Below are 13716 nucleotides of genomic sequence, written 5' to 3'. Positions count from 1 at the left end.
GGACATCTGCATCAGAACTTCAGCGAGAACTGCGCCGTGAAGGCGTTCTGGGAAGCCGTGGCGGCGAGTTGGCCGGTATAGTTCACCGACAGTGCCGCGACGTTCGAGAGGGCATAAGACAGCCCGCCGCCCACCAGCAATGCATCTTCGGCGATGGGAACGCCGGAGACCTGGAACGGCGTCGCCCCGCCCGCGAACAGCATGGCCGCCGTGGGTGTCGTGTCGCCGAAGGCGTGCTGCCAGCCGAGCGTCACGCTCGGCGTCAGCGCCCGGCCCATCACGTCGAAGGAGGTGGCCGCCCGCACCCCGAGCGTGCTGTAGAGCGTCTCCATGGATCCCGTGGAGACCTGCAGCGCCGCCGGTCCGAAGGTCTCTCCGAAGGAGGCGCCGGCGATGTTCACATAAGCGAGCCCTGCGAACGGCTCGAAGGCATAGGCTCCGAGCGCCACGTCATAGCCCACCTCGCCGAACACCTGCGTCGTGCCCGTGGTGTAGCCCCCGCTGACGGCTTGCGAGAAGCCGGGGAATGCCACCGTGCGGTCCACCGACACGTCGTGCCACGTGTAGGCAAGCCCGCCGCGCAGCGCGACGGCGCCGAACTGCGCGCCGACGTAAGCGCCAAGGTCGTAATTGTCCATGGAGCCGGTGGAGGCGCGGGCGTTCACGTCGAACTGCGACTGGCTGTAGCCGCCGAACACGCCCGCCCGGGCATTGGGGGCGAGTGCTACGTCGGCGCCGATGAGGAAGCCACCCAGCGTGTTGGAGATGGTGGCCGCATTGGCGTTGCCGAAGGTGCTGCCCCAGCCGCCATAGCCTTGTGCCCACAAGGTGGGCGTGAGCCCTTCTCCGAGCTGTGCCGTCATCGGCGCCGCGGCCTTGGTGGCATAGGCAAGCGGCTGGATGCCCGGCGCGCTCACGGATGCGCGCAGCCGCGCTCCCACCGCCTCGCGCACATAGACCGACTGCTGCTGGATCACGCTGTCGACCGAAGGATAGACCTCGCCCGAAAGCTGGTTGAGCCCGGTGGGAACCGCACTGGCCGGAAGCTCGAGGACGGCGTCGAACACTCCGTTGCCGAACCCTAGCCCCTGCGCCGCCACGGCGGTGGCCGCCTGGTTTGGCGTCTGGGCAAAGGAAACGAAGCTGACATTGTTGTAGGCCAGCGTCAGGTACACGTCCCGGGCGTCATAGCTCAGGGAGGGCGTGAGGAAGGCGTAGTCGCTGGTCACCGACCCGAACGTGCCTGTCACCGAACCGGTGGTGGTGAGGATGGCATAGGTGGTGTTGGGGGCGTAGACGCCCGGCTGGGCGACCACCTGCACAACCGCGCCGTTGGCGATGGTCACCGCCCCGGTGGCGGTGATGAGGTCGTGCTGGCCGTCCGGCGTCACGTCCACGCGGTATATGGAGCCGGCATTGAAGGCGACGGTGCCGTTCACCGAGATGGTGCCGGGCGAGTTGCCGGGGGCGGCGGTGCCGCCATTGTTCACGATCAGTCCGCCGATGGTGCCATTGCCGCCGATCACGCCGCCATTGCCCACCGTGAAGGTCGAGCCGGTGGTGGAGCCCTGCTGGAGCGTCACGGTGGCATCCGCCACTGTGATCGGGCCGGAATAGGCGCCGGGCGTTGAGAACAGCACGGTGCCGCCGCCGATGAAGGCCACCGTGCCGGAGCCGGAGATGGTGCCGGGGAAGGTGTAGGTGTCGGAGCGGTTGAACACCAAAGCAGTGTTGTTGACCACGTCGCCGACGATGGACCCGGTGGTGCCGCCATTGCCGATCTGCAGCGTGCCGGCGTTGATGGCGGTGCCGCCGGTATAGGTGTTGGTACCGGTGAGGATCAGCAGGCCCGCGCCATCTTTGAGGAGCCCGCCCGCGCCCGAGATGGTGCCCGACAAGGTGAGCGCGGTTGCGCCCGCCACGTTGAACGTGCCGTTTCCGGGGATGTCGCAGCTGGTTGATGTGATGAATGTCGGGTTGAGCGTGACGTTCCGAGCGCTGGTGAAGCTTGCCGTGGTCGAAAGCGTGCCGCCATTGAACGTCAGCCCTCCGGACGCCGCGCCCAGATTGGCATCCGAGGACACCTGCAGTGTCCCGGCGTTGATGACCGTGCCCCCCTGATAGGTGTTCGTCCCCGAGAGGATGATGGTGCCCGCACCCACCTTGGTGAGGGCGCCCGCGCCGACGAGGGGAGCCGAGACGGTGGCGGTGGTGTCCGCCCCTTCCGCCCACAGCCGCCCGCCGGCGCCGAGGTTCAGCGCGCCGTTGGCCCCCGCCTGCACCACATAGCCCGAGGTGAGGAATTCCAGGGTGCCGAATGCCTGCGTCCCCTCCACACTCACCGTGCCGGCGGTGCCGGAGAAGATCCCGGTTCCCCCTGAGAACGGGGCCGTGGCACCCGCGGTGTCGAGCCATGGATTGCTGGCGGTCCAGCTTCCGCTGCCGCCCCGGGTGCTCCCGTCGGCGCTCCAATATTGCAGGGTGCCCCCGCCGCCGCCCCCGCCGCCACCCGTCACCTGCACGTCCACGAAGTTCGTGCCCACATCGAGGGTGCCGCTCAGGCTGGTGTCCGCCGCCTGGAACTGGCCCAGGGCGAGCCCATTGTTCGTCAAATCGGCTCCGCTCTGGAACACCCGGTAGACGCCCGCTCCGGAGCTGACATTGACGTTGAGCGTACCGGCCACGGTCAGCGCGCCCGTGATGGTGAAGACGCTGCTGGCGGTGGTGGCCGTCGAAAGAAGCACGTTGGTGATGGCGCCGTCGTTCAGCACCAGCGAATCCATGGTGAGCCTGTGGCCCTCCTGTCCGCCGGTCATCCGGCCGCCGGCTTCCACCGTGACCGCTCCCGTCACCGTCCCGTTCCCGCCCACGAGCAGCCCGCCCGAGGCGACGGACACGGGCCCACCCAGGATGGCGCTGCTCCCGGCCGTCGCGTCACCGACCCAGATCGCGCCCTGCTGAATCGTCGTGGTGCCTGTAAAGCCGCTGCTGTCGCCGGCAAGGATCAGGACACCAACCGCCAGCTTGACCAAGCTGCCGCTGCCCGAGAGCCCGCCCGCGTAGGTGAGATCTTGGCTTTGCGAGACGCTCAGCGTCTGAGGCCCGAGCGCGATCACGCCCGCCGCCGTGGCGCCGGACAGGTTATTGATCGAGGTACCGGAGGTGGTGCCGGAAATGTCCAGCGTGCCGTTCACGGTCACTGCACTGGCGCTCGCGATGCTGCCGCTGCCGGAAAGTGCCAGCGTGCCGGCATTGACGGTTACGCTCCCAAAGTAGGGGTTGGCGCTTGTAAGCGTCAGCTTGCCGACACCCGATTTGGAGATGGAGCCCGCGCCGCTAACGACATTCGTCAGGGAGATATCGGTGCCCTGATTAAAATCGAGCGATGCGGTGTTCGAGACCACGATGCCGCCGCCAAGGGTCGCGCCGCCCTGGACGATCAGGCTGTTCGAGCCGCCAGTGAAACCGAGGGCCTCCGCCTGCAAGCCGCTCGTAGTGGTGCCGCCGCTCACCGTGCCGGTGGAACCGATAGTGATTGCGAGGTTCTGCCCCTCGATGCCCCGGCCGCCCGCGCCCACCCGACCATTGGAGGATGAGCCGGTTCCGCCGGCCCCGCCATTGCCGCCGCTCACGCTGCCGCTGATGGTGAGGGTGACAGTTGCTGTATTACTTTCGACGGCCATGCCACGGGCGCCATTGCCACCGGCGCCGCCGGCGGTGCCGTTGCCACCGTTGCCGCCGTTGCCGCCCTTGACGGTCGTGGCGATGGTGAGGTCAGAGGCCTGTAAGGTCTGCAATAGCAGGCCGGTACCGCCGTTGCCACCGTTGCCGGCGCCGACGGCCCCACCGCCGCCGCCGCCACTCCCACCTGTTATGTTCGCTGAAAGGGTCGCGCCGGTGAGGGCCCCTGTCGAGACCACCGCGCCGGCGCCGCCACCGCCGCCGCCCCCGAAACCACCGCCGCCACCGCCGCCACTGCCTTGGTATATCGTGGCGGCGCTGAAGGTAGACGCAGTGCCATAAAAACCGGCGAAGCCGCCGCCGCCGCCGGCGCCGGAGCCACCGCCGCCGCCGCCACCGCCACCCGTACCACCGCTACCACCACCGCCGGCGCCGGTGGCCCCGCCCGTACCGCCGCTGCCGCCACCGCTGCCGCCGCCACTGCCGCCGTTGCCGCCGCTGCTGGCGCCGCCGCCGCCACCACCGCTGCCGAGGGTCGTGCCGCCGCCGCCGCCGTTGCCATTGCCGGTGCCGGAGCTGCCGCTGGCGATGCCCACACCGGCACCGTTGCCGCCGGTGATGCCGCCGCCGGTGCCGCCAGCCCCCCCGGCACTACTGGTGCCGCCATCCGCGCTGCCTGAGCCGTTGCCGCTGACGCCGCCGGCACCCCCGCCGGAAGGCGTTGCGTTGCCGCCATTGCCGGTGCCAGTGCCGCCGACGCCAGCGCCGCCGCCGCCGTTTCCAGAATTGGAAAATCCACCCGTCTTTGTGCCATAGGCACCGCCGTCACCGTCGGCCGCCAAGGCGGGTAAAGCCGTGTGTGCGCATAAAAATGCGATCGCAACGGAGCCGAGCAGCAGGGCCTTCAGGCCGCGCCGCGCGTGGGGCGCGCCGAAGGAAAGACGGTTTTGCTGCAAAGAATCAAACGCCAACATAAAATCCCCCGACACCTTGATCCCGAAGCACTTCGGCGCAACGAGCTGAATCCTTGCCGAGATCGAGACCGCGAAGGGATCGTGAATCTCGGCCCTATTTTCCAACCACCGTCAGGTCGTCCCGTCTGCCGCCGACCAGCGGCCGCGCGTTTGCGAAGGCAATTCCGGGAGGGCCACGATCGCGCTTGTCATTGGTTTTTCCGAGCGGCGCACGTCTTCGGCGCTGACGCGTGGCGGCGGCATGCCCGGTTCTATGATTTCAAGGCAGGTTCGCTGGTCAGCGCGTGTCACGGCCCAATCCCGATTGCGTTGAGCGCCGCGCGGCGCTTCCTTCATCTGATCCTCTTCCGGCCGGCCACGAGGCAGGCTGGAAGAGGCGTGACAGGTGCAACGCTAAGGGATGAGGTCTGCGGGCGTGATCGGAATTGCGCAGCGGCTATCGCGGGTGCGAAGTCTTGGGCAAAAACGGATCAAACGTTGCCAAAAGGTTACACCCGCTTGGGCAAGGCGGCGGGCGTTCCAACTTAGCTCTGAAAGTTTCAACGGGTCTGAGGCCGCGGCGAATTCATCGATTCAGCCCTGCCGTCGCCAATTGCGGGCGGGCGCCGGAGAGGGAACTTCCATTCCAGCACCCTCGCATCTTTCGCTGCCGGGAGAATTCGTCCACTTATCGGAAATGCTGATAAGCCTAGTGAGCACAACCGAGTATAGAGCTGCAGCCTTGTGAGACATTCCCATTTTATTCGCCCTGAATGAGGGCACAGACGCATTCGACTTAACATTCTCATGAAATCGCAGTGCATCCGGGGGGATAGTTCATGCGCGCTAAAGTCATATTGCCGCCATTAGCATTTGCGCCTGCCGCCGCTTGGGAGGAGACGAATGCAGACATCATGTCTGAGCGCTTTTCCGCTGCAGGGACCGCGCGCATGGAATATCGCCCCCAGCACCCGAAGGAGCCGTTCCGCAGCCTGTCCTCCATGATGAAGGTCGGCAGCCTTTGGCTTGCGGCCAACAGCTGCTCTGCAGTGGAATATCGCGCGTCCAACCTCAACGCGTGCATCCTGCTTCTGCCCTTCGTCGGAAAGGGTGAAAGCTGGCAGGACAAGCGTCAGGTCGGCTGGAGCGCCGACAGGATCGGCGCATTCCTTCCCTGCATTGATACGGTTGGCTACTCCACCTGCCGGTCGGTGGCCGGAATCAATATCGTCGAAGAGGCCCTTCAGCCCTTGGCTCGGCACATGCTCGGCATCGAGACCCAAGGGCCGGTGCTTGATCTGGCCACGCCCCGCTCCTTGCAGCTCGCCGTGGGCCGGACGCGGTTCGATATGATTCTCCGCCGCCTATTCGCCGCGGTCGAACACTGCATTCCTGAGCCTGAAATCCTCGATCGCAGCGGCCTCGACGATGCCATCAGCCGCACTATCGTCATGCTGCTCAAGCCCGAAGCCTTCGTATCGCAGCCTTCGAAGCGGACGACCCGGCGCCCGCGCCTGGACGACACATGCGATTACATCCTCGCCAATCTCGACACAAAAATCACCCTGACGATGCTTGAAGCCGCCAGCGGCCTGTCTCCAAGAGCGCTGCAATATGCCTTCCGGGAGCGGTTTGAGTGTTCCCCAATGCAGTGGGTGAGCGAGAGGCGCTTGGACGCCGTTCGGTCCCAGCTTTTGTCAGCCCCGCCGGGCACAAGCATCCATCAGATCGCCAGTCGGTATTTCGGCCATCTCGGAGATTTCTCCCAGAAGTATAAGGAGCGCTTTGGGGAGACACCTTCTGAAACACTGGCTGCGAAGCGAAAGGCTTAAGTTGGCGTGGAGGCGCGCTCACACCACCAAGCTTTGCGGTGAGTTCCACACCGTCAGGGCCGCCCTAACCTGACAGTGGATCGGTTCGATCATCCCCGACAGGCAGGACGGCTGTCATGTCCCAGGCTGATGGAGCATGAAGCTCCACTTCAAATCGGCCGAATACCACGCGCCCGTGCGGCGGGATCGGACCCGGCTCCGGCAGGCGCGTGAAGAGATGGAGGGCGACCGGGCTGTTGTGAGCAATCGGCAGCCGCGCAACCAATCGCGAGGGGACAAGCGGCTCGCTCAGTTCCGTCCATTCCGTTGCTGCAAGAACATTCCGGCCGGCTTCCGCGTCGTCCGGACCGATCTCGCACGGCGTGACAACCAGCCGGGCACCGAGGCGTCGCGTCTGGCAGCGTTTGTCGTCGATCACGACATCGCACGAAACCTCGATCAGGCCGGGCGCAGACGGCAATCTGATGACCGCCGCGGATGAAGCCGTCTTGAGAGGGCGCAGGAGGACCTTTCCTGCCTCCATATATCCGAACACCGGGTAAGCTGCGGACTGCTCCCTGGTCAGACGCACCTTGGCAACGACCCGGTCAGGGACGGGGACGATCGCCCCGGCCTCATGCAGAGATGTGCCATCGTCTCCGGATGCGAAATAACGAACGCCCGGCAATCCGCCCCACAGCTTGATCGCAAGCATGTTGGCCGCGGCGTCGCGATCATCCGGCTGAGCCGGGCCTTGAGGGTCAAACCGATATTCATGCAAGAGACCCGTTGGCGCGCTCGAAAGGCGAGGGGCCGCTTCACCGTCGCTGGCCCAGACCTTGAGCATTAGGGAACGGGACGTCTGTGACGCGGCGTTGGGGAGCCGCAGAGGCAGCCAGCCGCGGCGGAGGAGATCAAAGGGAACGCGCCACTGCGCCAAGACCCTCCCCATATCGGCGGCCTCGACCTGCGCATGCAGTGTACCGGCGCCCTCCCCAGGATCGGCGACATGCAGATCGACCCCGAGCCATCCCCGCGCGGAGGTGGGCAGCCGCTGCGTCAGGCATTGCTCCATCGAACGGGGGACTTCGACATCATCATTGGGAAGAGGGCTGTTGAAGATCAGGTGCGGCCGCCCGATGCGGAGCGTGGCGATCAGGTCCTCTATTTCCGGCGGGATGCGCACATGATGGGTCCAGCTCTCCCGCAATGCCGCGAGATCACGCATCAAGAGCTGGTTGCTGTGCTGCATTCTGCGCGTTTCACTTAAAGAGCGCGCGAGGAGGGCTGCATCGAGACCAGCCCTGCTTCCTACGATGATGGGGACAGGCGTCTGCGCGCCGCCTGTCCTTGTCCACCAGGTTTGCAATCCGCGCAAAAGCCGTTCCTTGACGGGATCGGGAGCCCACAGCGCCCATACATTCGTCGGTGGCACCTCCAGGGTGCGAAGGGCTGACGGCAACGGATTTGCGCCGCGTCCGCATTCGGTCAGGACATACTGGTCGGATTTAACCAGCTCGCAGCCGTACCAGCGAATGGCCTCAGATGGCTTTGCGGCCACATCCGGCGCCTCAGAAGCGCCCAATGCTATGACCTTGGGATCGGCGGAGTAGAGCGTCGAAAACAAATTCTTGGTCGTTTGAATGATCATCAGACGGCCTGCTTCATCTTCGGAGCCGATGCGCCTGCAAAAAGCGGCCTGAGCTCGCAGTCTTCAAAATCGAGATCAGTGTTCTGGTCGGGCCAATGGCGCATCTTTGCCTGGGGCATGCCGAAGGCGCGGGACAGAGGCAGGATTCCGGCGTCTTTGACGACAATATGCGTGTAGGCCTGCTCGAAGGCCGCACATGCGTTCACCACCTGGCTCGCGGCCTGATCCTGCTCGCAGAAACCCAGCAGCGCCCAGGTCTCCACTTTCAGGCGACGCAGCGCGCCCATCAATGTGTGCGACGCTCCGCCGTCCACCGACACGGCGCGGTGATAGCCGGCCAAGGTGGAGACGGCATCAAGCGTGTCCCTCGGCTGGAAACAGGGCATCCGCGTCCCCTCATAGGATCGTGTCTGGGCACGGGACAGCAGCGTCGGCAGGGGCAGGGCAATGATCTGCGAAAAGCATTTGGCGTGGTCCGGGGGCAGCGCGAGATCCGTCTCGAATGTCACGAGATGAACGTCCCATCCCTCTTCGTTGAGGGTCAGCGCCAGCCTTGCCGCGGTCGCCACGCTCTCGGGCGCCGGCGATGCAAGCACCAAGGCGGCACAGGGGCTTGCATCGGACGACGGGCAGGCGAACACCGACATCAGATCGAAGAGTTCCGGATAGGCATCGCGCGGCAGCGCCGCCTGAAGCCGGTACTTGCCCGGCACCACTGCCTGCCAACTGGCTGGGTTGTCTCCCTCTTCGGTGGCGGCCATATCCCGGCACAGGCGCGCAAAATCCGCATCGATCGGATTGAGCTCCGCCTGCATTCCCCTCACGGCGAGATCGAGCTCGATGGCATGTTGAGGCTTGCCATGCTGCCTGGGCAAAGCCGTCAGTTCGAGCCCTTGAAGCGATGCATGCTCGGCAACGAAGGATGCCTCCACCGCCAGAATATGAATCTCTTGGGATGACAGCCGGAATTTGTCCGCCTGCTCCTGGACGATCGTGCCGTCGGTCCAGGCGAGAAGGCGATCATCGCGCAATGCATTGCGAATTGAACAGGCGACGAAGGTCGATCGGGCGAGCCCGCACTCCAGCGTCCACAAAACGCCCGCCAGCAAGGACTGCATGGCGAGCGTTTCGAAGACCGAACTGCTCATGATGATGAGCTGGCCGGGGCAGTCACCGTAGGACGGGCGCAGCTGCGCCCGCAGCAGGCGGCGGATATATTCCTCGCGCGTCAGGGTCTCGACATGACTGATCTCGGTGAAACACCGAACCATCCCCGTGTCCGGGTGATAAACCGCATAACGTGACCGCGCCTCGGTTTCGAGCGCCACGACGTTGCGAACATTGAACAAACGGGGATGGCGGTTGCGGATATAGCGGAGGATGGGGACGAAATCCCGCTGGGCCGCAACCAGCATGCTCTCACCGCGGCGGCGATAGGCAAAGCCCGCGTCGGCGACGTGGACACCGCGAAAGCCCCGCTCCAGGCCGTGCAGCCAGAACTCCCAATCCTCGACACCCTGGCGCATCTCGGTGTCGAACCGGATCGAGGCGTCGAGCATGCGCCGCGAAACCATGCTCCCGGCTTCGCAGAAATTGTGGAACAGGTGCTCCAGCGGCGAATAGGGCCCCGAAGTATCGGCGAACTCGGCGAACCCGAATTTATCGACGTCCGGATAGGCCCAGCCGACAGTTGCGTCTGCATTGCGTAACGCCGTCAGAAGCCGCTGCACCAGATGGGGGCCAATGCGGTTGTCGCAATCGAGGAAGTAGACGGCTTCAAGATCCGGGAAAGCGATCAGTGCAAACTCGATTCCGGTATTGCGGGCGGCGCTCAAGCCGCCGTTGCGCTTGTGCAGATAGAAGATCCGCTCGGGATGGATCGTCGCAAATGTCTGGCAGACCTCGTCCGTCTCGGGATGAGGGCATCCGTCATTGACGACGACGATGGCGTAGTCGAAGTCGGTGACCTGGGCCAATGCCGTATGGAGCGTCTCGGCGGTCAGCCAAGGCTGGCCATAGGCGGGCACGAGGATGACCGCTCGCACGTCCCTCTCCGCCATGGTGCTCACGCCGGGCTCCGGCCCCGTGCATGATCGGAAAGTGGGGCGCGCCTTTTCGCGGCCATCCACTGGGCCGTGGTGTGCAGGCCATCGAGCCAGGTGCGCCGGGGGCGCCAGGGCGTTTCCCGGGTGATCAGCGAGATGTCGAGGATGTTGATGGGTACGTCCGCCGTCCGGCCGGCGTGATAGTTCCTCGACAATTTGGCGGTGCCGGTGATGGCCTCGATATCGTTCGCCACCTGGTTGATGCTGAGCCCCGTCCCCGATCCGACATTCATGACGCGGTGCGGGCCGCCATAGGTCGCGGCCCAGAGAAAGGCCGAGACGACGTCGTCGATATGAACGAAGTCGCGCACCACCTCGCCGGTGCCCCAGATTTTGAGCGGCTTGCCGGCAAGCGCGTGATCCAGCATCGCCGCAACCACGCCTTGGCGCTTCAGGATGGATTGCAGCGGGCCGTATGCGTTGGCGATGCGCAAGGCGATATATTCGAGCCCGTAGAGGTGGTGGTACAGGCCGAGATACTTTTCGATCGCAAGCTTGCCGACGCCATAGGCCGATATGGGATGGGTGGGCGCGGTTTCCGAGATCGGATATGTGTCGGCCGGCCCATAGACGGTGCCGCCGGACGAGGCGAAAACGATCCTCCGGACGGCGGCGGCATTGCAGATATCCAGGAAGCGCAACGTGCCGAGGACGTTCGTCTCGAGATCGAAGGCCGGGATCTGACCGGGACTTCCCGGAACGGAACTGGACAGGAGATGGAAGACGATCTCCTGCCCCCGCACCGCCTCGGTGGTCGCTTCAGGGTCCTCGAAACGCCCGCTGTTCCAATGCACCCGCCCGTCCAGCTCCAGCGGATCGGCCGGCGCGCGCCCGAAGGCCCGGACCACCGCGCCTTGGCGGGCCAGGGCATTGGCCAGGTGGACTCCGAGAAAACCGCCGCCTCCCATGATCAGGCATCGGATGCCATCGAGCCTTGGAGCATCGGCGGTGGCGATCGGCATGTCTCCTCCCCGTTTCGTAACGCGAAGGATATAGTGGTGATGAAATTCCTTAAAGTAAATACGACTCTTATATAGTTTAGATTTCGGTATTTAATTGAATGAAATTTGAAATGATATATTTGGTCGAGGATATGTAATTTACGCCAATAGACAGAATGCTCGCTTGAGTTGAATGGCGCGCTATGGGGTGAATGGGGCATGAATACGGCGCGACCACCTGCCAGGCGATGGCTTTGGCCTTCTGATGATGAGCGTCCCTGACCGCCGGTCCCCTCCTGGCGATACATCAAACTCTGCAAATAGCGCCAACGGCTCGGATCTGGTCGAGCTGGCAATGTCCGGTTTCGGGCAAACACCCAATGCTTGCTCTTGGCGCTAAAATGACCAGCGGCGCGTGGTGATGCGCCGGCGCGAATAGAGGATTTCGCGGATTATCTCGTCTGCCCGGACAACAAGCAAAATCACCCTAAGATCGCAGCGTTCCGGGATTGGATATTGCACGCCGGGCAACGCGCCATTTCGTGAGATCGTCCGCTCCCGGCCCTGCCTCGACCGATATATGCGCGGGATCGATCGGCTTGCCGGTTTGGGCATCGACAAGTGCCAGTTGGACGCGATGCCCGGAGCGGGCATCGAAAAAACGGAGTGGCGGACCATCGAGGTCGTTGAGGTTCCATTTGTCGCCAACCTGCACCATTGCCAGCAACACGAGCCCGATATCCCGGCCCTTCTCCGTAAGCACATACTCGTACCGATCAGGGCGGGACTGATACCGGCGTCGTTCAATCAATCCGTTCTGTTCCAGCGCCTTGAGCCGGTCGGACAGCGTGGCATTGGTCACGCTGGTCGAGCGCTGCAGATCGTCGTAGCGCGTGAGCCCGAGATAGAGGTCACGCACGATCAGCGCCCCCCATCGGTCGCCGAGTGCGCCCATGACGCTCGCCATCGAGCACGTCATTCCTTCAAAGCCCTTGGACCGCATGTACTCCGCCCGCGCCACTACGCCTGAGCGCCCGTAACACCAGTCCGGGCCCTCTCCAAGGGCCACGATCTTGTGAGGGGCTCAACCTTTATAACTCTTATGATAAGAGTTATAAGATCGATGAGCAACCCGCGTGGATTGGGTTGCCGTCCCCATCGGTCCAAGGAAAACGTCATGAAGTCTCAACGTGCTCGCACGGCAATCCGCGTGCTGGTCGGCGTCCTGCTTTCCGGAACTGTGCTTTCAGGCCCAGGATTTGCTCAATCGAACTCACCGCCACCGGCCGCCGCCAGCGAGTCGACTTCACCCTGGGACCGACAGGCGAATGCGGCGGCCGTGCAGGCCGATGCCTCGTTCGAGAACTACAAGTTCCGCAGTGAGGAAACGCTGCCGCGCGTGAAGATCCACTATGCCACCCTCGGCACGCCGCACCGCAATGCCCAGGGCGAGATCGACAATGCCGTCCTCGTTCTGCATTGGACCGGCGCGGACAGCCGCGTCCTCCTGAACCCGACCTATACGAAGGCACTTTTTGATCCCGGCCGCCCGCTCGATGCGAGCCGCTACTACCTGATCTTCGCGGACAGCGTGGGCCATGGGCAGTCGAGCAAGCCGAGCGACGGCCTGAAGGCAAAGTTCCCCAATTACGGCTACGGCGACATCGTCGACCTGCAGCACAAGCTCATCACCGAGACGCTGGGCATCAAGCATCTGCATGCCATCCTCGGCATGTCCATGGGCGGCATGAATGCCTGGCAGTGGGCCGAGGCCTATCCCGACATGATGGACGGCGTGATGCCGGTGGTCTCACTGCCGATCAAGGTCTCGGGCCGTAACCTCTTGTGGCGGCGCCTGGTGGTTGACGCGATCCGCTCCGATCCAGAGTGGAAGAACGGAGACTACACCCAGCCGCCGCGCGGCTGGCTCCAGAGCTATGGCGTGCTGCGGATGATGATCGACAGCGTTTCACACTTGCAGGAGACCATTCCCGACAATGCGGCCGCGGACAGGTTCCTCGACGCCACCCGCAAGCAGGTCGCGCAGACCGACACGAACGATGTCCTCTATTCGATCAAGTCGTCCTTCGACTACGATCCCGGGCCCGGGCTGTCTTCAATCAAGGCGAAGCTCTTTGCGCTCAATTTTTCCGACGACGCTTTCAATCCCGACGAGCTTCACATCCTCCAGAACGCCATGCCGAAGCTCAAGCAGGGCCGGTACGTCGTCCAGGCGGGAACGGCGACATCGCCCGGCCACCTGACCATGACGCGCCCGGACCTTTGGGCGCAGCATGTGGGCGAGTTCATGCGCTGGCTCGGTGATACGCCCCCCACGGCGCGCAAGTAGACACCAGAGACTATCGGGCGATGCTTGAAGCGCTAGTTGTGCTGGTTCAGCGGCATTTCCCAGCTCTCTGCGAGCCTACCCAAGCCAACAGGTCTCTGGGAAATGTGCAGAGTGGCGCCCCCCGGGCATAGCCACCTCGGTTGCGCGTGATCCGCTCGCAGGCGCCGCCATGCAGTCCCGCTCATACCCCTTGCTGCAGATACTCGGCTTCGATCTGCAACTGG

8 protein-coding genes are annotated in these 13716 nt (G+C 64.2%); 2 read left to right on the top strand and 6 right to left on the bottom strand.

Translation table 11 applies throughout. From position 1 onward, the window contains the following. Positions 1-11: 11 nt before the first annotated feature. Entirely contained in the window at positions 12-4523 is a 4512-nt protein-coding gene (locus ABLE91_RS00105) for an autotransporter domain-containing protein (RefSeq protein ID WP_348927199.1), read from the bottom strand. Between the two features lie 243 nt (positions 4524-4766). Further along, a complete protein-coding gene (locus tag ABLE91_RS00100) occupies positions 4767-4991 on the bottom strand; it encodes a hypothetical protein (RefSeq protein WP_348927196.1) in 225 nt (74 codons plus the stop codon). 482 nt (positions 4992-5473) lie between these two features. Here ABLE91_RS00100 and ABLE91_RS00095 point away from each other — a divergent pair, with 482 nt between their 5' ends. After that, a complete protein-coding gene (locus ABLE91_RS00095) occupies positions 5474-6466 on the top strand; it encodes a helix-turn-helix transcriptional regulator (RefSeq protein WP_348927194.1) in 993 nt (330 codons plus the stop codon). A 64-nt stretch (positions 6467-6530) separates the two neighbouring features. Here the strand turns inward: ABLE91_RS00095 and ABLE91_RS00090 are convergent, their stop codons facing one another. The 4 genes from ABLE91_RS00090 to ABLE91_RS00075 form a co-directional block, all read right to left on the bottom strand. Continuing rightward, positions 6531-8096 carry a DUF6212 domain-containing protein gene (locus ABLE91_RS00090; RefSeq protein WP_348927192.1) on the bottom strand — a complete coding sequence of 522 codons (1566 nt, stop codon included), beginning with the start codon at positions 8094-8096 and terminating at the stop codon, positions 6531-6533. Further along, positions 8096-10156 (bottom strand): glycosyltransferase family 2 protein, encoded by a 2061-nt coding sequence (locus tag ABLE91_RS00085; protein WP_348928288.1) that lies wholly within the window; start codon positions 10154-10156, stop codon positions 8096-8098. The genes ABLE91_RS00090 and ABLE91_RS00085 overlap by 1 nt, the downstream gene beginning before the upstream one ends. A 5-nt stretch (positions 10157-10161) precedes the next feature. Beyond that, on the bottom strand, positions 10162-11163 hold the full coding sequence (locus ABLE91_RS00080; protein WP_348927189.1) for an NAD-dependent epimerase/dehydratase family protein: 1002 nt from the start codon (positions 11161-11163) through the stop codon (positions 10162-10164). Positions 11164-11629: 466 nt separating this feature from the next. Then, positions 11630-12145, bottom strand: a complete 516-nt coding sequence (locus ABLE91_RS00075; protein WP_348927187.1) for a winged helix-turn-helix transcriptional regulator — start codon at positions 12143-12145, stop codon at positions 11630-11632. A gap of 99 nt (positions 12146-12244) precedes the next feature. On the opposite strand from ABLE91_RS00075, the gene ABLE91_RS00070 reads away from it, so the two are divergent. Next, positions 12245-13492, top strand: a complete 1248-nt coding sequence (locus ABLE91_RS00070) for an alpha/beta fold hydrolase (protein WP_348928286.1) — start codon at positions 12245-12247, stop codon at positions 13490-13492. Positions 13493-13716 lie beyond the last annotated feature (224 nt).

This window comes from Aquabacter albus (assembly GCF_040049275.1).
In the GTDB taxonomy this organism is placed as follows: Bacteria; Pseudomonadota; Alphaproteobacteria; order Rhizobiales; family Xanthobacteraceae; genus Aquabacter.
This window is presented reverse-complemented; position numbering and strand designations above follow the sequence as displayed.

Excerpts from the sequence above, each read along its gene's own strand:
- ABLE91_RS00100 (WP_348927196.1), bottom strand. The coding sequence starts at position 4,991 with ATGAAGGAAGCGCCGCGCGGCGCTCAACGCAATCGGGATTGGGCCGTG.
- ABLE91_RS00095 (WP_348927194.1), top strand. The coding sequence starts at position 5,474 with ATGCGCGCTAAAGTCATATTGCCGCCATTAGCATTTGCGCCTGCCGCC.
- ABLE91_RS00090 (WP_348927192.1), bottom strand. The coding sequence starts at position 8,096 with ATGATCATTCAAACGACCAAGAATTTGTTTTCGACGCTCTACTCCGCC.
- ABLE91_RS00085 (WP_348928288.1), bottom strand. The coding sequence starts at position 10,156 with ATGGCGGAGAGGGACGTGCGAGCGGTCATCCTCGTGCCCGCCTATGGC.
- ABLE91_RS00080 (WP_348927189.1), bottom strand. The coding sequence starts at position 11,163 with ATGCCGATCGCCACCGCCGATGCTCCAAGGCTCGATGGCATCCGATGC.
- ABLE91_RS00075 (WP_348927187.1), bottom strand. The coding sequence starts at position 12,145 with ATGCGGTCCAAGGGCTTTGAAGGAATGACGTGCTCGATGGCGAGCGTC.
- ABLE91_RS00070 (WP_348928286.1), top strand. The coding sequence starts at position 12,245 with ATGATAAGAGTTATAAGATCGATGAGCAACCCGCGTGGATTGGGTTGC.